12 protein-coding genes are annotated in these 20451 nt (G+C 42.5%); 7 read left to right on the top strand and 5 right to left on the bottom strand.

Going from position 1 to position 20451, the window contains the following annotated elements:
- Nucleotides 1–8: 8 nt before the first annotated feature.
- The 3 genes from J3998_RS07925 to J3998_RS07915 all read right to left on the bottom strand — a co-directional run bounded on the left by J3998_RS07925 (nt 9) and on the right by J3998_RS07915 (nt 7108).
- Complete coding sequence (locus tag J3998_RS07925; RefSeq protein WP_208149703.1) at nt 9–3191, bottom strand: phosphorylase b kinase regulatory subunit alpha/beta; 3183 nt, start codon at nt 3189–3191, stop codon at nt 9–11.
- A 264-nt stretch (nt 3192–3455) separates the two neighbouring features.
- Nucleotides 3456–6263 carry an excinuclease ABC subunit UvrA gene (uvrA, locus tag J3998_RS07920; protein WP_208149700.1) on the bottom strand — a complete coding sequence of 936 codons (2808 nt, stop codon included), beginning with the start codon at nt 6261–6263 and terminating at the stop codon, nt 3456–3458.
- A gap of 101 nt (nt 6264–6364) precedes the next feature.
- Nucleotides 6365–7108 carry an SIMPL domain-containing protein gene (locus J3998_RS07915; RefSeq protein WP_208149688.1) on the bottom strand — a complete coding sequence of 248 codons (744 nt, stop codon included), beginning with the start codon at nt 7106–7108 and terminating at the stop codon, nt 6365–6367.
- 211 nt (nt 7109–7319) lie between these two features.
- Between J3998_RS07915 and J3998_RS07910 the strand changes: the two genes are divergently transcribed.
- The 3 genes from J3998_RS07910 to J3998_RS07900 all read left to right on the top strand — a co-directional run bounded on the left by J3998_RS07910 (nt 7320) and on the right by J3998_RS07900 (nt 12074).
- Nucleotides 7320–8747, top strand: coding sequence for an MFS transporter (locus J3998_RS07910; protein WP_208149686.1), 1428 nt, complete (start codon nt 7320–7322; stop codon nt 8745–8747).
- Nucleotides 8748–8868: 121 nt separating this feature from the next.
- Nucleotides 8869–9990, top strand: coding sequence for a tyrosine-type recombinase/integrase (locus J3998_RS13390; protein ID WP_208149684.1), 1122 nt, complete (start codon nt 8869–8871; stop codon nt 9988–9990).
- Entirely contained in the window at nt 9987–12074 is a 2088-nt protein-coding gene (locus J3998_RS07900) for a hypothetical protein (RefSeq protein WP_208149682.1), read from the top strand. Before J3998_RS13390 ends, J3998_RS07900 begins: the two co-directional genes overlap by 4 nt.
- Nucleotides 12075–12212: 138 nt before the next feature.
- On the opposite strand, the gene J3998_RS07895 is transcribed toward J3998_RS07900, so the two are convergent.
- A complete protein-coding gene (locus J3998_RS07895; protein ID WP_208149680.1) occupies nt 12213–12989 on the bottom strand; it encodes a BrxR family transcriptional regulator in 777 nt (258 codons plus the stop codon).
- Between the two features lie 131 nt (nt 12990–13120).
- On the opposite strand from J3998_RS07895, the gene J3998_RS07890 reads away from it, so the two are divergent.
- Genes J3998_RS07890 through J3998_RS07875 form a run of 4 tightly spaced genes read left to right on the top strand, consistent with a single transcriptional unit; the run spans nt 13121 to nt 19746 of the window.
- The gene (locus tag J3998_RS07890; protein ID WP_208149667.1) at nt 13121–14569 is read left to right on the top strand and encodes a Wadjet anti-phage system protein JetA family protein; all 1449 of its coding nucleotides are present in this window, start codon (nt 13121–13123) and stop codon (nt 14567–14569) included.
- Nucleotides 14562–15236 carry a DUF4194 domain-containing protein gene (locus J3998_RS07885; protein ID WP_208149665.1) on the top strand — a complete coding sequence of 225 codons (675 nt, stop codon included), beginning with the start codon at nt 14562–14564 and terminating at the stop codon, nt 15234–15236. Before J3998_RS07890 ends, J3998_RS07885 begins: the two co-directional genes overlap by 8 nt.
- Nucleotides 15223–18579 carry an SbcC/MukB-like Walker B domain-containing protein gene (locus J3998_RS07880; protein ID WP_208149663.1) on the top strand — a complete coding sequence of 1119 codons (3357 nt, stop codon included), beginning with the start codon at nt 15223–15225 and terminating at the stop codon, nt 18577–18579. The genes J3998_RS07885 and J3998_RS07880 overlap by 14 nt, the downstream gene beginning before the upstream one ends.
- A 3-nt stretch (nt 18580–18582) precedes the next feature.
- On the top strand, nt 18583–19746 hold the full coding sequence (locus J3998_RS07875; RefSeq protein ID WP_208149661.1) for a Wadjet anti-phage system protein JetD domain-containing protein: 1164 nt from the start codon (nt 18583–18585) through the stop codon (nt 19744–19746).
- A 63-nt stretch (nt 19747–19809) separates the two neighbouring features.
- Here J3998_RS07875 and J3998_RS07870 read toward each other — a convergent pair whose 3' ends face one another.
- The gene (locus tag J3998_RS07870) at nt 19810–20448 is read right to left on the bottom strand and encodes a hypothetical protein (RefSeq protein WP_208149659.1); all 639 of its coding nucleotides are present in this window, start codon (nt 20446–20448) and stop codon (nt 19810–19812) included.
- Nucleotides 20449–20451 lie beyond the last annotated feature (3 nt).

The raw sequence follows: 20451 nt of genomic DNA, 5'->3' as shown, positions 1-20451 counted from the left end.
AATTTCTCCTAACTTTCTTTATGCAAGAAACGGAATGCTTGAACAATCGCGTTGGCGACTTCATCTGGAGAAGCGTAGTAAAACGCTTGCCAGGCATCTTTGCGCTCGCCTTCGTAAGCAATCATATGATTGCCCGGTTTAGAAAGCCAACGCAAACGTACCGCATGTCCGAGTAATACGTCGATATACATGTCGTCATCGGTTCGCATTTCCGGATTGACTTTCATAATCATGCCGAGAACCATCAATGCCTCGTAGTAGAGTCGGCGAACTTCTGGTAGAGGCGGTTTATTCATTAAGTGTTCGACTTTAGCTTGGAAAAGCTTTTCGCCGCGGGTCATATCCGCGCATAGACTATTATCTAAGCGGCGTTTCGGATTCCATTGGTCGCCGATAATCAAGCCGGCGGTTTGATTGACTACGTCCCAGACACCTTCGTAGAAACTATCTGGATAACGACCAATTGAGCCATTGATTTGGCGCCAGTGATGCCAATCATTGGCGCCACCCAGTTCGGGGTTTAAATCTGATGTAAAGTGCGGTAGTTTCAAATCTTGTTCACTGTTGTCGAACTTCATTACCTCTTCTTGATACAGTTCTTCTTGAACGTCAGTGTAGTGTTCAAGAACATATTCCAAGGCCTGCGAGATTTCATACGGTGTTTTAGTCATCAGGACATCTAAGGCATCGTCAGCACTGCAATGTTCGCCGTGACGAATATGCCCAGCTAAAAGTTGTAGTAGCTGTCCAGTTCTTACCAATGTCATATTCAGCAGTAGTTCAGGGCGCGAACGAATAATCAGACCGAGGTTAATTATCAGTTCTTGAGTCAAAATCTGCGCGCGCTGGTCATCGGCATTGAATTCCTTGATAATCCGGAGGATTTCATCGGCACCGCGAGGTTGTTTAAAAGTCGATTTTTTGCTGTATTGGCGCGATACACTCAAGGCAATTTTTCGCACCAGAATTTCGGTGACTGCACCTTCCAAGTTAATGTCGAATTTATCCAGTAGGGCAGCAGCACGGCGAGTGATATTCCAGTCGCTGCTTTCACCGGCGCGAATATAGACTTCTTCGAGTAATTGTCTGGTGGTGAAGCGATTGCCGTCTTGATCTTGCAAACTGGTGACAAAATCAGCGCCGTGACGCTCGAACAGCGTTTGTAAAATCAGGAACTGGTCATTGAGGTTCGCAGTCAGTGATAGCTGTTCAATTAATTGTTCGTCTTGGTTTGCGTGGCAGTCTTCTAAACAGCAGACGCAAGGGCTATGAATGTCTTGTGGCAAGAGCATTTGGCAGACGCGTTCTTGCAGAAAAGCTTCTTCGTCGCCAATTTCTTTTTCCAGATAGTGCAAGCTACGTTTTGCCGAGGTTGGTAGAAAGCTTTTCAACATGCCAAGTTTAACCGGAATATCATCGAACTGGCCTTGGCGGCACTGCTCGATAAATTCCAATAAAGCTTCTTTGCCACCTTTTCTCAGCATCGACTGGCTGACCACCATGACGACCAAAGGGCGGCCCGGCAAATGCCATTGGCGATAGATATAACCCATCTCCATTTTCAATCGTTTGACTAGCATTTCGTTGTCTTGGGTCAGATAGAAATCGTGACGACTTAAGAACTGCGGTTGGAACACGAATCGTTTGTCTTCAAATTCATAGACGCAGGACGTTGCCATGCCGCGCGGATTACGTCGCGGGCGGCCGCTTAACTGTAACCGTTCGCTTCTGCCAAGCCATTCAAAAGCACTGGCAAGCGCACTGGCTTGACGTACCTGAACAGGTTCTAGCTGTTGTACCGTCTGCGTCACTAAACCGTATTCATCTAGTTTGGCTTGTACGGTTTCGTCCTCGGCAATCAGCGACAGTTGAAGCTGTTTACCCAAACTGCTACCAATGCGATTATGGCGGCCAAGTGGGTCGATATCGGCAACATCCAATAGACCGTCTTGAATCAAAGAACCTAGAATATATAAACTTTGCGCCCACACCAGCGGCACGTTCTCATTTGGGACACGCTTTTGTGAACCCGGATTTTCGCGTTCGGCGTCGATTTTATCGAGCGGCACGATATACAGTTCCGGCAAGAGCTTCTGGCCGTTCTGTTCAACTAATAAGCCTTCCAGTTTTTCGCGATACTCTTTAGCCAGTTCAGCTTGGTCGGTAAATAGATAATGCAGTAACAGATAGGTGAAAAACAGCGGCCATTCGCATTCGATGTTTTCGAATTGCTGCATCTCTTCCGGTTCGTAGTGCAAGCGGTGATGATCTTCATTAGCGGCTTGGTGACCATCGCGTAAGAAGCGTTTGCAACCATAGTTGCCGGCAAGTTTATTGATTACCTCATCGAGTGTTAAGTTCACTAACTCGGTATTTTCAATGGCAAAAGCCGGATAGCCGATAACGCTAAGGGTTGCGGCATCGACTTCTTTGGAAAGGGATTCAGATGGTAAGGCGGTTTCCAGTGTAATACGAGCACGAGCGATTTCGTCCGGCACCACATGAATAATGCTATCTTGTCCGCCTTCTGAGCCGAAACAGTTAAAACCGTCCATCGCTTCCAATGCGGCTTTCGCCATGCCGACTGAACTGCTATTTACTTCGGCGATGCCGTGATTGATTTTATTACCTCTTTCCCAGATCCCGTAATCCGGCGTGCGGTAAGCGCGGCCGATGTAGTGCACTAAGTTTTGAATGAAATGCACTTCATCCATGGAAAAGATAATACGCAGACCGGAAGCGGTCATCTGCCCGAGCATTAGCAAAAATAGGCTGGTCGCATCTAGCTGTAAGTGCCCCCATTCATCGTCACCAACCACTGGATCACCGCTGTCGGTCGCGTATTTGGCATGCAGCGCATCCAGCGGGTTTTGCGAATATTTAAAGGCTTCGACTTTATTGGACTGCTTCATCATTGCGGTCAATAAACCGCGCATGAGTTTGACCACGCTCTGTTCTAGAAGAATTGCACGACCTTGCGTATCGTCAATGCGGCGATATGCCAAGCCTAAACCCCAAGCGGCAAGAATACTGTACACATTATCGCGAACCCACGCATCGGTATAGTCACCGTGTGCAGTGATTGCGGTACTGGCCGGTAGCAACCCCGTTATTGGATTTTGACGGGCAAGAATAATGTCCGACACTTGTTGGTAATAACGGTCTAGGATTTGTGCTGCATGTTTTTTCATATTTTTTTGCACCGTTTAGAAGCATCTAATTTGAGCCATTATTGCAATAAATAGACCAAATAATCATACAACGAGGTTTAGAAGGTTATTTTTACGGTTTTATGGCGGATTCAGCAAGTATTCGGTGAATACACTATCATCGGTGTTTAACCATGGTCATACATAAGCTGCTTAGAGCGTATTTGTAAGGCTTAAAGGATCTGATGATGCTCGCAAGCAGGAAAAGGCGAGCACCAAAACAGGGCAGTTAAGGCAGGAAAGCTTTTACGCTAAAAGCTTTTTCAGGTAGTGTCCGGTATGTGAGTTTTTGTTTTTAGCGATGTCTTCAGGCGTACCTTGGGCGATAATCTGCCCGCCGCCGGAACCACCTTCAGGGCCCAAATCGACAATCCAGTCTGCGGTTTTAACTACGTCTAGATTGTGTTCGATAATGACAATGGTATTGCCGTGGTCGCGAAGCTGATTAATCACTTTCAATAGTAGTTCAATGTCGTGGAAGTGCAGACCTGTGGTTGGCTCATCCAGAATATACAGCGTATTACCGGTATCGCGTTTTGATAGTTCTTTTGCCAGTTTAACCCGTTGTGCTTCACCGCCGGACAGAGTGGTTGCGCTTTGCCCAAGCTTGATATAACCCAGACCGACCTCCATTAACGTCTGTAGCTTACGCGCCAACACTGGAATCGCATCAAAGAAGGCGCGAGCATCTTCGACCGTCATATCCAGAATCTCATGGATGTTTTTGCCTTTGTATTCAACTTGCAGGGTTTCGCGGTTATAGCGCTGGCCGTGACAAACATCACACGGCACATACACATCCGGCAGGAAATGCATCTCGACTTTCAAGACACCATCCCCCTGACACGCTTCACAACGTCCGCCCTTAACATTGAAGCTAAAACGCCCCGGCGTATAACCGCGCGTACGCGCTTCCGGTGTTGCCGACAGCAGTTCACGAATTGGCGTGAATAAACCGGTGTAGGTTGCCGGATTGGAACGCGGCGTACGACCGATAGCGCTTTGGTCGATATTGACCGCCTTGTCGAAATGTTCAAAACCGGCATGCGATTTGTACGGCGATGGCGTATGTCCGGCTTTATTGAGAATATTCGCTGAAAGCTTCGATAGGGTGCCGTTAATTAAAGTCGATTTACCGGAACCGGAAACCCCAGTGACACAAGTCAGTAGGCCGACCGGCAGTTTCAAATGCACATTCTGTAAGTTATTGCCGTGCGCACCGATGATTTCCAGCCACTTTTCACCGGCTGGCAGACGTTGTTCCGGAATCGAAATTTCACGTTTACCGCTCAAGAACTGGCCGGTCAATGATTGCGGATTCGCCATAATCTCTGCCGGTGTTCCTTCTGCTATCACACGCCCGCCATGCACACCGGCTCCCGGGCCGATATCCAAAACAAAATCGGCAGCACGAATCGCGTCTTCATCATGCTCGACCACAATAACGGTATTACCTAAATCACGCAGGTGATTCAAGGTTGCCAGTAGGCGATCGTTGTCGCGCTGGTGCAAGCCGATGGACGGTTCATCCAACACATACATCACACCGACCAGACCGGCACCAATTTGCGATGCCAAACGAATACGTTGCGCTTCACCGCCGGAAAGGGTGTCAGCGCTTCGGCTTAAGGTCAAGTAGTTCAAGCCGACATTGACCAAGAAGCTCAAGCGATCATGCACTTCTTTAATAATCTTCGAGGCGATTTCGCCCTTCGCGCCTTCCAAGCTCAAGCCGCTGAAAATCTGATGAATTTCACCGACCGGCATATCGGTTAACTGAGGCAAAGTGTATTCTTTGACAAAAACATTGCGAGCCACTTCATTGAGGCGTGTGCCGTGACAGCTGGAACAGGGCTTGGAGACGAGATATTTTTCCAGTTCTTCGCGGACTGCACGGCTATCGGTTTCCGCATAGCGGCGTTCCATATTCGGGATAACGCCCTCAAAACGGCGAGTATCGCTGTATTTGCCGTGTGGCAATGGAATTTTCTTGCGGCCGGAACCGTGCAAAATCACGTTTTGCTGTTCTTCGCTGAGCTCTTCCCAAGGGGTTTCGATATCGAATTCATAGTGCGCGGCGACCGCCTTTAGCAAATCGAAATAGTATTTGTGGCGACGGTCCCAACCACGAATTGCACCGCCGGCCAGACTAAGTTCAGGATGGTGAATGACCTTGTCGATTTCAAAGCTTTCTTTCACGCCGATACCGTCACAAGTCGGACAAGCGCCGTGCGGGTTGTTAAATGAGAAAATACGCGGTTCCAATTCCGGTACCGAATAGCCGCAATGCGGACAGGCAAAACGCTCCGAAAACAGCAGCTCGAAATCATCGTCTTCGCTCATCGGCACGACTTGCGCTAAACCGTCGGAAAGGCGTAATGCCGTCTCAAAAGATTCTGCTAAGCGCTGTTTTAAATCGCTACGTACCTTAAAGCGGTCAATGATTACTTCAATGGTGTGTTTTTTGTTTTTTTCGAGTTCAATCGAACCATCTAATTCGCGAACGTCGCCGTCGATCCGTGCACGGATATAGCCTTGCGCCTGCAGCTCGCTGAGTAATGTGACATGTTCGCCTTTTTTACTGCGAATCACCGGAGACAGCAGTAAACATTTTGTGCCTTCCGGCAATTCAAGCGTGTGGTCAACCATCTGGCTAACAGTCTGCGCTTGCAAATCGCAACTGTGCGTAGGGCAACGAGGCGTGCCGACTCGCGCAAACAGTAGACGCAGGTAGTCGTAGATTTCGGTAACGGTACCGACCGTCGAGCGCGGGTTGTGCGATGTAGACTTCTGTTCAATCGAAATCGCCGGAGAAAGCCCTTCGATATGATCCAAATCCGGTTTTTCCATGACCGACAGAAATTGACGGGCGTAGGCGGAAAGCGATTCGACATAGCGACGCTGCCCTTCGGCATAGATTGTGTCAAACGCCAGCGAAGATTTACCGGAGCCGGAGAGGCCGGTAATGACAATCAGCTTGTCACGTGGCAGGGTAACGTCGATGTTTTTCAGGTTATGGGTTCTGGCCCCGCGAATCACAATCTCTTCTAACATGCTCTCTCCGGCAAAGTATTAAGGCGAAAAGCGGAATTATACCAATAAGTGCGCATCAATGAGCATGGCTTGCGTGCCCGAAATAGTGTTATTTCAATTGTTTACCAAGGAATGAACAGCGTGCCGCTGACTGTGATTTTCACCTCAGAGCTGCCGGAAGCCACCGCAGCATCGGCCATTTCCATTGCTGCTGGCGCGGCGTAAGCCATACGCGCCAATGGAATTGCACGGCTGCTATTGATATTGGTTTGCAATAATTGATAGCGTTGCGCGCCGAGTTGTTCGGCAATCAGTTCTGCTTGTTGCTGGTAATTTTTCAATGCCTTGACTAATAGTTGTTGGCTGAGTTGCTGACGGCGCTCGGTGGAAAGCCCGAATTGCATGGATTGATAAGTCAGGTGTTTTTGCGCAGCTGATAGCACCTTGCTCACCAAAGCTAAATCGTAGACTTCAATTGCCAAAGTTTGTTGGCCGCGCCAATGGCTGATTTGGCGCTGTTTGTTGTAGACCGGATTAATCTGATAGTTACCGCTATTTAGTTGCAACTGGCTTTTGTCTAAGCCTAGGGCTTCCAACGCTTGTAGCGCTTGTGCCATCTGGCGGTTGATTTGGTTGATGGCGTCTTTTGAATTCGGCGCTTCTTGAATGCTTTGCAGGCTCAGCTGCAACATGTCGTTTTCGGCATTCATCTGCTCGTTGATTTGAAAATTGACCGAATGGCCTTTGGCATTGTCGCTGGCATGAACGACGCTGAGCGGTGAAACCGATAACAGCAGTACAACGGACAATGATAAGAATCGAGTAAGCATATTGCCTCCAAAGATTGGCGATAATTGAGCGTTCATTATAGCTCTCTCGGTGCAAAGTCATTCTTAAGAGAGGTTATGAATGTTATAATTTTTCGCTTCAAAATTTTGGGCGTCGGTTCGGTAAAGATATGTTGTCGTTCCGGCCAGCCAGAACCTTGTGAATAGATTCAGACAGTTGTCAGTAAGTCGGCTGTCGATATAAGGCAAAATTGCCTATCAAGCAAAAACGCAAAAGGGCTTTTAATTTATGTCAATTCCTCACCCCAATTCGATGAGTCCGGTTGAAAAACGCGCGGCATTCTCGATTGCTGGAATTTTCTCTACGCGCATGCTCGGCTTATTTATGATTTTTCCGGTATTCGCGTTGTTTGCCGAACAGGAATTTGCCGACATTACCGGTACCCAAATTGGTATCGCCATTGGTATTTATGGTCTGACGCAAGCGCTGCTGCAAATTCCATTCGGCTACTATTCCGATAAATTCGGTCGCAAGCCGCTGATTATTGTCGGTATGTTGATTTTCATGCTTGGCTCGCTGGTTTGTGCCATGGCGGATTCCATCGAAATGATGATTCTCGGTCGTGCTTTGCAGGGCATGGGGGCGGTTGCCGCGGTACTGATGGCATCGGTCGCTGATCTGGTACGCGAGCAGTATCGTTTGCGCGCCATGTCGATTGTCGGCATGACTATCGGCTTGTCGTTTACCTTGTCGTTGGTTGCAGGGCCGTTGCTGGATTCTTGGATTGGTGTGCGCGGCATTTTCTGGGTAATTGCAGGCCTATCAATGATTGGTATTTTATTGGTATTGTTTGCTTTGCCGACGATCGAGAAACAAGAATTTCAACGTGAAGCGCAGACGGATTTCAGCCAGTTTGGCGAAATCCTACGCCATCCGCAACTACTGCGTTTGGACTTGGGCGTTTTTGTTCTACACGCCATCTTGACGGCGATGTTTGTAGTTATGCCGCTAATTTTACGCGACTCTGCCGGTTTACCTGCGGTTGAGCATTGGCATATCTATCTGCCGGTGATGTTGCTGTCGTTTGTGTTGATGGTGCCGTTTATTATTCAGGCGGAAAGCAAGGGGCGAATGAAACAGGTGTTTGTCGGTGCCATTGCTTCGATTATGTTAATGCAGCTCGCTTTCCTCGGCTTTGAACAAAGTTTTTGGATGTTGTTCGCACTGTTGTTGATTTTCTTTACCGCTTTTAATTTATTGGAAGCATCATTACCATCGCTAGTCGTAAAATTGTCGCCGGCTGATAAGAAAGGAACTGCTAGTGGCGTCTACTCGACTAGCCAGTTTATCGGGGCAGCAATTGGCGGTGCTTTGGGTGGCTATTTTTACCAACATTATGGTTATAATGGTGTCTTTGCGATGACTGCTATCATGGGCGCAATTTGGCTACTGGCTGCAGTGAGTATGGAAAAACCGATGCCGTTGAGTATTGCCTCTGTACCGCTAGGCAAGATTGCCGAAGAGGAAATCGCTAGTTTAGAGCAGAAATTGCTGGATTACGACGGAATTTATGAAGTGATAGTCCGTCTGGACGAGCAACGTGCTTACTTTAAAATTGACCGTAAGCAGCTCAACGAAGTCACCCTGATTGAATACATTGAACAGAGTTCAGAATCCTTGAGAAAGAGAGAGAGTACAGAGTTATGCGAGGCGTAAACAAAGTAATTATTGGTCACGCATAATAAATTATACTGCTTAGCTATACTTCTACTTTATTGAAAGCTTATATGCCACTATAATCAGATTCATGTTAGAAGGCACTGAATGCAGGTTTTATGTGGCATATCTAAAGTACACAACATCAGCTAAAGTTTACGGTTCTGATTCGGTAGAGGGGTTCCCCTTAATTCTTACCGAAAATAAAAATGTTCATTTCTTATCCTTGCATTATTTCTTAGATAAGGGCAAAAGTGTAGAACTTAGCTCTTTGAAAACCTATGCCCAGCATCTAGTGGATTTTTTGAGTCAGCTTGAGATTGATGGTGACCTTGAAAGTATGCTATTGGTTGATGATGACTATTTAGCAGAATATAAGCAGTCAATAATTGATAGAGTTGAATACACAAATAAAGAATCCTACGCAGTATCAGTCCTCAGGTCGGTTCTAAATTATTTATTTTGGTTAGAAACCAATGGGTATTTTTATAATTTGATAGGGGAAACTCCTGAGTACAAGGTTCGAATATCTTTTGATAGAAAGTCTAAAATTAAACATCCCCTTACGAAAAAGAATAAAGTCAAGCATAAAACGATAATCGTACCGAGATCAGACTGGATTGAGAGGATTATTAAATTTGGACCCAAAGATGAATTAGCTAACTCAATTTTTGAACTGATGGTTGGGTATGGCAAAGTGGGGGGGTTAAGAGCCAAAGAAATCTGCCACTTAAAGATTAGTGATTTGCCAGGTCGAGAAACCGTCGAAAAGAAACTGGCTGAAGAAGAAAATGTTTATTTGCATTTAGGGACAACGAAAGGAGGAAAAGAGGCTGATATCCCAGTATCTCATTCCCTTTTGCTTAAGACTTGGGATTATATAGAACTGTTTCGACCCTATAGAGTAAATGTTGGCCAGAAAAAAGCCAGGAAGCAATACAAAGCTTACAAAGAACCTCTTTATGTTTTTTTAAATGTAAATGGAGATATGTTCTCAAGTAAAGGGTTCTCCAATTCTGTCAGAAGAGCGTTTCTGAAAGCCGTTGAATTTGGTGATTTAACCGAAGATGAAAGAGTTTGGACTCACGGATTAAGGCATCATGCTATTACTAAGTTATTAAGGGCGTTGGATGCTGCTGGAGTTAGAAGAGCTGAAGCAGTAGCAAGAACTGTCAGTAGGCATGCAAGCGACGATACTTTAGAACCATATACCTCTGCTAGATATGACGAGAGCTTTAAGTGAAAACCCGTAGAGTTGTACGTTCGCCTATTAAAAAGAAAAAGCGTGCTGAGTTACTTTCGTTAGAAGTTCCTAATGGCTGGGAGATAAGAACTGAGGGTAACCCTATTGTGGCACCATATTTGATGAATATTCAAGATGGTGAATTGATATTAAAAGAATTGAATATCTTCCTAAGACCGCAGAAATCAAAAAGAGAAGTTGCAAATAGAGTTCTTCGTTATTTGCGATATGTCGCAAATTTACATGGAGCAGTTAGCGCTCAATCGTTAAAAGGTTTTAAGGATTTTTTAGACAAGAGCCCACAATCAGAGGTGAATACCAAAAGTCAGTTGTTTTCGGCTTGCAAGGGGTTTGTTAAACATTTAATTTCTGTCTCTGTTGTACAAAATGAGACTTTACCTAAAAACTTCAAAAACACAGATAAAAAGCCGATTCCTAGCTTCTCGGAAATCGCACAGAGGCAAACATCGTCATTTGAAGTTTTGTTGAATGAATATTCAAAATCGATTCGGTTTATTGAATCTGAATATCAATTAGACCAAGCAGAAGCCATAACATTGTTTTTTAATGAAACGGTAATGGACTTTATCTACGAAAAATCTTTAAAAGAAGTTAGTGCTGCTTTAGATGATATAGAGTGGATTGAGTCCATTATTAAGGGTACCTCTGATAGCGAAAAGGAGTTTCTCAAGGGGGTAGATGATTTTTCAAAAGCATATGGTGATTTCAGGAACGAGAAAGATTGCTTTGCAATTTTGTATTTCAATGATGCTTCTAATAAGTCCGTCGACAATTGGGTTAAGGGGACTTATGATTTTTTAAAGACTCGGGGCTGGAAGTCTATTGATATAAGAGAAGAGTTGCAAAACTCAGCTTCTTTGTTTGTTGAATATAGTAAATCATTGCCTGACGCAAAGAAAAATGCCTTTAAAAGTATCCAAAGTTACGCTTGGAAAGATCTTAATCCTAAGTCTATAGAATTAGCCTTGAAAATTCTTTACTCCCAATTCGGTTTTTGCATCCCTAACTCCGAAAAATGGCCGAAAGGTGTTGTGGATTATTTAAAATGCCGAGGGTGGACGGTATCAAGAGTTCAATCTGCGTTTATTCCAGGTCGTTATATTCAAAGGCCATTATTAATGGCTTTGTTGTCTCATCGTGCTCTTGCTCCAAACGTTGACACTGCTTTTTTTTACACATTAACTACCTCATTGACTAAATCGATAGAACATGGATTAACTAATGTTTTCATGGGTAAAGAAAGAGGAGCGGGAGTGGATGTTGATGTGAAAGACTCAGACCCCTTGGTGGTTTTGTTGAAAGACTATATTTATCGTTTTAATCAAACTAAGGCCAAATTAAGTTTCGCGAAAAATTTTTTTGATGCTGAGAACGTGTCGATATTTGGGCACATCAATCGTGAGAAAACTAAGAATGGTGTTTACGAATTCTCGACTTATGATGATGGGACTCCTTCAGATTGGGTTCGAATAAAATTAAAACAGTACTCTGAAAAATTAAATTTAATAAAGCTTTTGATAGGGGGGAAAGGGACTGCTACGGGACAAAATTTTAGGCCTACTCATGTTGTAATTGATGTTCTGAAAGGTGCGTCTGTTGGTCAAGTAAAGCGAAAACTAAACCATGCAAATTTCTCAACAACCAAAGATTATGTAGCAAGAACCGAAACGGCTGCATTATTGTCCAAGAAAGCGTTTGATTTTCAGAATTTCTTAGTTTCTCAGGCGTTAAATAATGTTGATTTGCAAGCACTTGAGCAGGAAGAGGAGAATTTTGAAGAGTTTATTGGAGAAAGAGCGAAACGACACATAGAAAAATTGAAAGATAAAAGTGCAGTTCGTACATTGCTCGCTGAGCCTAATATTGTCGCGGAGTGGATTGCTTATCGAGAAAAAATTCTTACTGACAAGGATAGATTGATAATTTCTAACCCTGCACGGTGGTCAAATCATTGGTTGATTATTTTGGCTGAGTATGAGGCTTTGCTGAGCATGACTTCTACGCGAATTTTTCATGAGGCTCAAAAAATAGCTGCGAATATAAAGTTACCGTATTTGGATTAATATATTAATGAGTCGATCTTGAATCAAAACATGAACGGAAAAATTATGCAGGGGAAGTTCAAATTGTAAAGTATGGCGACTTTACAATTCGTATTATGTGGTTAGCTTTAATTCTTAAAATTTAGGCATCCAAAATCATTAACTTATCTTCTTTGCAATGCTGAGGTATTGGTGTTCATTTGGAGATTCAGAAAAGTCTGTAATTAAAAATGTGTGCATTGTGTAAAGAAATAATGCTTCACGGCAGTTTACAGTTAGCACTCCATTTTTCATTCCATAGTCCATAGAAATTATATCTTTCTGGTCTGGATTCAATTTTGGATTGGGTATTAAAAACACTGTTTTATAAGTATTCCATTTGACGTCATTATTAATAGAGGCATTTGGTTGTTTGTTTTTTTCAAGTTGGATGTCCCCGTACATGCGCATGACATTGAAGTCTTTGAACTCGCCGCTTTCTTGTTCCCATCCTCGTATATGCCACCGATAACCTGAGTTAATCAAATTGTGAGGGTAGACTGTCCGTACAGAATTTTTTTCTGGATTATTGATTGAGTGATACTGGAATTGAATGCCGAATTTATTCGTTATCGCTGTATGAATTTTGCGATAAAGCTCAACAGGCAGGTCTGAATGGACGTTGTTAAGTTGCTGGATAAAATCATACTTACCAGTGATTTTTAAATAATCATCAAAGGTTTTGGAGCCAAGGTACTTACGACAATTTACATCTATATTTTGTTTGTCGGCAGGACTGTAGCGCATGGCTTCTGGAAATAGGGATTTAACTTTGCTGAAGTCTTTTGTTGCTTGCGCAGGTCCAATTTCAAATCGATCCATCAACTCTTGGCGCTTAACGCCGCCTTCCCATAAAGCTTTAAGTAGTATGTAGTCGTATCTATCTGTCGCTGACATATATTTTTCTTTTTAGGTTTTTTGTAATTATAGCAAAATAATGTTGGTAATACTTTTTATTAGGTGATAGATAGTATTATGAGTTTTTATTTGATACATTTAATACTTATTTGCTATAAAGAACTGAGCTTATGCATTTCTTTGATCATTATCCCGACAAAATATTTGTGCCTTTAGGCAGTCAGAATAGACGGCGTTACCTAGATTTGATAATCGAATTGCATGATACATTTTTCAGTGAGTACGCAGACTTTTTGGAAACCTCAATATCGATATCTAAAATAAAGGACTTCATTGAGGGGTACATCCAAGACCAAAGCTGGTCGGTCGAAGAAGATCATGATTTTGAACTGAGAACAGTGGAACAACTTAAGGCCAGCACAAATTATATTTACTTTGTTTTAAGAAAGTCCGGCTGGATAAGTGTACGTAAGGATGGTGTCAAGAAAGAAGCTTACATGTCACCAAGGATTTCAATTCTTGTCGACTTTCTACAAAATGCCCAAAGCTATGGAACCGGAGAGGTAGGCGGTGATGTACTGGCAATATACAACGCCATAAACTTCTTGATGACCAGCAAGGGGGCGACGGTCATCGATTTAGCTCAAACCCTTACCAAGACGACTAAAGATTCCCGGAACCTAGGCAAACAGATGAAAAACCTTGCATTGCATCTGACTGATATTTCCCAAGATTTTAAATCCTATGTAAAACTCAAAGACAAGGTTAAGTTGTTTTTTGAGGGGTTTATACAAGGCTCAAGTTTCTCTGATTACAACGCCATTAAGGGCCATAATCACCCATTCAGATATAGAACGGAAATCATTGAGAAGCTCTTTGAAATCGAACATACCCCTGAGATAAGAAATCGATTGATTGAGGCAATCAGTGAGCATGAAAATCTTCTTAAGCAAGATGCTGAGGAAAAGCTTATCAAGAACATTCATTTGATAAGAAGCGTCTTTCAAAACACAGAACACCTTATTACGAAAATCGATATTAGTCACGATCGCCTATTAAGGCAAGTGAATGAATCTATTAAATATCAGCGTAGAACGCCAACCAATGCTGGCCAGTTGTTTGAAGAAGCAATTAGCCTTCTTAAGGAAGTGGATGATGGACAAGTAATCGACAGCCCATTACCGGTGTTTAAGGCAGTGTCATCCGATAGTGTTGGTCGCATTCCGCGTAAAAGACCACCAATAAAGCAAGAAGCAGTCAGTCTTAGCTCTGCCATACCTGAGGAGCAAAAAGCACGTATACAGGCCAGAAGAGATTACGCCGAACGTGTCTCACTAAGTGACCAGAAATTCTTAGCTTGGCTTAACGCTCTGTTTTCAGAGAATTACCCAAAAGTCCAAATTACGTCACAGGAAGTTCTCATAACAGAAGTGGAGGACTTAATCGGTTTTTCAAATGCTCGAAGACTAGCTATGGAGCCTGGAAAACTCCATTCGCGTTATCGGAAATCCCTCTCTCAATATGAATTCACTCGTAAGAGTGTTGGGCTAATACAGCATGAATACATGCTTTGTAATGCTTTCACAATTACCAAAAAAGAGAACAGTGCTCATGTTTAATGAAGTCAGAAACCTACTTGCCAATCAACGAATCGACGAGGCAGAGCTGCAAGAAGCGTTTGTGGTTCTTCAGGAAAGGCAGTTCTTGTTCCGGTCGCACTCCCGAGATAAACGATTCTATAACTTAATCGACCGTTACCCAGGAATCTTTGAAAGTGGTCTGCAGTTATTCGGTTATAAGTTTCACCACAGCCACGAGCATGGTTATATCGGCTACACGCCAAGCCATTTTGTGGCAAAAATGAGCATTAGTGAAAGCGTGCTTATGTTTACACTTCGGCTCATCTATCACTTGGAGAAAGAGTACCGTTCAAATGAAGATGGCTCCATATCCATTACCGGAAGTCATTTAATTGCTCAGTACAAAGAGCTTTCCGAACGTTCTGACCTTGACGAAACCAGCACACGTTTTTATGACTTAATTAAACTCTTTCAGCGAAAATCGATAATTCGAGTGGAATCCGAAAAGAATGAAGAAACCGGTCTGCCTGACATTACCATTTTGCCAACTATCGAAGTATTGGTAACGCCAGATTTTGCAGCCTCGTTTGTTAAAAATTTGAGAGAAAGGGACAGTGTTGAGGCCGACTCAGAGGCTATTGAAGCAGACATAGTAGCTGACAATCTCGATGACGCACCTACAGGGGAACAGCATGAAACTCACTAAAGTTATTTTGGTTAACTGGTTCTTGTACAAACCACAGGAAATACAGTTTTATGGAAATGTTGCGATCATTGGTGAAAACGGGGCCGGAAAAAGTACCATTATCGATGCTATTCAAACGGTTCTGTTTGGCGGTAACCAGCGTTACATTAAGCTTAATGCTAGTTCGTCAGAGAGCCGAAGTGAACGTGATATCAAATCATACTGCCTGGGTTACTTTCGACCGGATGATGGCTCTGGAAATTCAAGAAACTTCCGTAAGCGCGATGAATGCATTTCATATATTGGCCTTGTGTTCCACAATGAAGTAATCGATACCTATGTAAATTTGTTTGTGGGTATTGAAGCGCGTGCAGATGAACAGAAAGTCGATTTTAAAATGCGGGGAATGGTTGAGTGCAATCGTCCCTTGAACGTCGAAGACTTTATTTATGTAGAGTCCGACAAAAGCTATAGAGTACATCCCTTTGATATAGTGAAGCAACGACTGTCTATCTCAGGTGTTGAAGCTCATTACGAGAACAATTCCGCTAAATTTTTAAATGAAATGGTTCGCTTGATTGGCCCAAGAAAAGAGTTAAACCAATGGATAGACCCAGAGGTTTTGCGTGATTCTTTGTCTAAGTCGATTAGTCTCAAAGAGGTCAAAGATATCTCTCGTTTTGTCGAAAGCTTCATACTAGAGGCAAAACCCATCGACATCAATTCATTGGTTAATGCAAAAAATAAATATGAGGAAATAGAGGCGCAAATCAAAACCTGTGAGCAGCAAATCAATGATTTGGAAGATATTGCTAAAAATGCACGCAGCTATGAGAGGCTTTTAAAAAAATCTAACTACCTTGGCTGGTTAATCCAAGAAAAGAAAGTGGAATCACTGTATTCAGAAGTTGATGACTTACGAGAGCAAATCAAAGACAAGGTCAAAGATTATGTCAATGCTTGTCGCTCATTCAGAAAACTGAATTCTGAGATACCAGCCAAAGAGAAATACCGTGATAATTTACAAGCACAGATTCAAGACGATGACTTAGCGAGGCAACAAAAGAGACTTGAAGATGACATTGAAAAGCTTCAAGAAGATTTAGGGGTTCAAGGTCAGAAGCTGTTAAAGATTCGTAATTTATTCAAAACACTTTGCGATGCCAATGTAGAAATCATAAGAGACCAGACTTTTAAAGGATGGGTGCAAGAGTTATCTCCATTAATAGATAAAGCTGAATCCAGAACAAAGGTCGACGAGTTAATTTCTAAGATAGTGGATAAACTACCAGAGATTCAATTTCTACTCAAAAGACAAAAGAAAACCACTTATAGCGACTTAGCTAATGCCGAGAAGGAAGTTGAAAAGTATCAAGGATATATTCAATCCGTTTCCAGTAGTGGGAAAACACCACTATCTCGACCGACGCAAAACCTTATTATGCATCTTGCCGAACATGGCATTAAGGCTGAACCAATTTGCCATATTACTGAATGCTTGGATGAGAATTGGCAACCAGCTATCGAAGCTTTTTTGGGTAAGGAAGTTGAAGCGCTTATTGTTCCAGTTGACCTTGAGCGTAAGGCGATTCAGTTATACCGCCAATACAAAAAAGAGCATAAGCTTTTTGGTAGTACAGTTGTAAAAGTTTCCAGAGCGCAAGATTGGTTACATAAATTCAAAGAAAATACAGCCGCCACACTAGTTCACTCTGATAACGATTTGGCTTTAGCCTATTTGCACAAGCGTCTTGGTAACCTTGAGCTGGTCGACAGTGAAGAAGAGTTAAAGCATTCGAATTTTGCTATTACTCAGGATGGCATGACCGCTACTGCAACCGGTATTTCAAGTAAGAAGCTATTCCCTGATTTAAAACTGGTTAAGGACCAGAGTGAAAATCTAAGAATCTGGAAGTATGAGCGTGACCAAAATGCAGAAAAGGTACTGCGCCTGACAAAAGATGGAGAAGGGTTAGAAACCATCGACACCAGTCTTGCCTCGATTCAATCTTATGAGAAAGAATCCGGAACATTACTGACTCAAAAAATAGCCCAGAAAATTCAGTCTATAGAATCAAATATCAGTATCAAGTCAAATAACCTTGATAGGCTCGATTTAAGTCATTTGGAAGATTTAAAGTCAGAATTAGAGGTGTTAAAAATTCATATTACTGAGTCCATCGAAGCAAAGGGTGTACACAAAAAAGTAAAATCCGAAGGGCTTAGAACCGCGAGATATCTTTCAGAAAAGATTGATGATTTAGAAAAACAGGTGGACTCCTTGTTGAAAGCCCAGCGTGATATTGAAGATGACGAGTTTTTTGATGTTCAACTTAATGATGAGTTTCAGCAAGCTCATGAAGAGGATACGGTTGAAATGCTTGAATCGAGTCGAACGTCTGCTGAAAAATCTGCATCGAGCAAACAAGCTGACACCACACATTTAATTGACGCCTATGCTTCCAGAAACACCGAATTTGATACCGGCGATATTACACCACTAAATAAAACGTTCTTACATCGAGCTATGGAGTTGGTTCAAATCCACATAGATTCCATTCATGAGATGAACTTAGTGCCATACCGTGAAGCCTCAGAAAAAGCTCGTGCTGACATTAGCGAGACTTTCCGTAAAGACGTCCTTAACAGGTTGAAAGAAGCGTTTGGTTTTCAAGCACAGCAATTCAATTCCATTAATCGAGCTTTGGAGAACAAAGAGTTTCATTCAGAAATCTATCGTTTCACCAAAAGCGCAAAGAAAGAATTTAAATTACTTATCGATTATATCAACAGTTCTAGCCCTGAAGCCCTTTCAACGTCTTCAAATGACCTGTTTGATCAGATGCCGGAGGAGGTTAAAGAGCAAATTGATTTATTGGTTGAAGCGGGACAAGAGAATGCATCCGACATTCAGGATTACCGTAAATACTTCACCTATGATGTATTAGTCACAAATCATAAAACTGGCAATAAAACCAAGTTGAGCAACCTGTTAAAAACTGGTTCTGGGGGCGAAAAGCAATCCCCATTTTACGTTGCTATTGCTGCTTCGCTTGCGAACGCTTGGCGTACTTTAAATAGCAATGGCGGAAGTGCTGGTCTTGCCTTGTTGGATGAAGCATTTAATCGATTGGATGAGGCTAATCTGCATAGTGCTATTGAGTTTATGAATGACACGGGGTTACAGGTTATTGTTGCGACACCCGCATCAAAAGAACAGGTATTCAAGGAAGCTGTAGACAGCACTATATACATATCAAAATACGCGTTAGGCGGCACTGAAGAAGTGGATGTCGACATTGAGATTCTTACCGATAAAGCGAAGGCTTTATTGGCAAAATCAAACCCTGCATTCACGGAGTAGAATATGGATGCAGAGGGGTTAGTTGGCAAAGTCTTGCAGCGGTTACTGGAAAAGTTTGACGCTGGTAAACGTGCTCGAATAAATGTTGGTGAAAAAGTCTTTGATGCTTATCGTAAGAACAAGCCTCAAGGCATTGCATACGCTTTCAATGAGTTAATTGGTAGTTATTCTGATGAAATCGTAATTGAATGGAAAGTTCCGAATGTTGCATTGAATTCTATAGAGTTATTGAGTCCAGATAGGGTGGCGGAACATATTTCTTACCGTTTTCTCTCAGAACGGGTTTCTGAGGCCATGACAAGCCTGGATAATGACTTAAAAGGGAACTTTGTCTATAAAAGCCTACGCCCCAAGTTACTTGAAAAATGGGAAAAGGACAGACCTTTTCATCGTATTAAAGTAGATGAATATCATTCGCTCCTGGCTTACTTTAAATCTGCAGAACAGGTGTTAATTAACTACCGCAACGGGATAGAGAGCGACTACCGACATTTCTCGGCAAGAGTGCTAGGAGATTCAAAAGCATTCTCATCGATTAAGTCAGGTGTAGCCAATCTCTTGAAAGAGTTAAATCCAGAGCTTGAACCGCTTGATACCGAGAGTATGCTTCAGTTTTATGGCCTTTCACCGCTGTCACATCCTGTTTTCATCTCCGGAGCATTAACGCTGTTTTCAAAAGACATTTCCTTAGGAGCAGAATTCCCCCCGTCTGTAGGAGTGTGGTCAGAAAGTGTTGATAAGGCTTTGCTTGATGACAAAGTAAAAGTGGTAACTACCATAGAAAATCAAGCGACTTTCAATAGGTATGTCAAAGAAGAGCGGCAAGAGGATGAGATCGTTATGTTTACTTCCGGTGTACCTAGTCCATCTTTTTTAAAGCTATTTAAGCTAATCGCCCAAAGCAAAACCAATTTGGATTTTCGCCATTGGGGGGATATAGACTTAGGTGGGTTTGTGATTTTAAACATTCTGGATAGTGCCATTTTAAGCTCTGTCATAGGTTATAGAATGTCTTTTATCGATTATTTAAATAAGGATAGCAAATCCCTTTTTACGAGCGCTGAGATAAACCGGCTAAACAACCTTGGTTTATCTGAAGCCAATAAAGATTTGATATCGGGGCTTGAAGAGGGAAGTAAGAAATTTGAACAAGAGGCATTTTTTTGAGTGTAAATCGCTACCACTTAGCCAAAATTTTTCTGCTCCGATTTGCTCTATGTTTATCAAAATTTATTGATGAAGATATTCATAATAAGTTCGGAGGTCAACCAGATAAACGAAAACTCCTCCCGTCACTATATAGGGTAGAGTAGCCAGCGCAAAATCTTTGGTTGCATGTGGTAGCTTAAAAAGAATTATAGAAATCAAGAATCTAGCCAAGGACGCGATAGCAATAAAAGAAAACATTGTAATTAGGTAGTTTTCTAAATTACTTTGAAATTCAAAGACTTTATTTGGATTGAAGAAAAATGAAATATACCAGTTTCTACCCACCCAAAACAAGGCGGATATACTCGCAAACAAGAAAACTATCGTTCCAAGCTCCCTTTTCAGTTGTGAATTTCCTTCAATCAATCGTTCAAACTTCTCTTTAGTTGTGAATACTCTAGGCGAAATAAATATTGAAACTCCGATGAGTTGAATAGCTAAAAGGACGTAGAAGAAGTACCCATTTTTATCTCCGAACTTATAAGCGACATAAAGAGTCCAAGAAAGTGTAAAAGCAAGAAAAATTCTAGCTAATAAAGGTAATAAAGTCCTTTTCTTGTATTGAGACACCAAATAAGAAGTCAGCCCTGAAGTAACAAGCAAAGAAATAATGACCGCCACTATCAAAAAAGCTAGCCCTGCTAAAACAAACAAATGCATAAT

Origin of the sequence: Thiomicrorhabdus marina (genome assembly GCF_017571465.1) — a bacterium.
In the GTDB taxonomy this organism is placed as follows: domain Bacteria; phylum Pseudomonadota; class Gammaproteobacteria; order Thiomicrospirales; family Thiomicrospiraceae; genus Thiomicrorhabdus; species Thiomicrorhabdus marina.
Note: the sequence above shows the minus strand (reverse complement) of the source record. Positions and strands in the feature narration are given on the sequence as shown.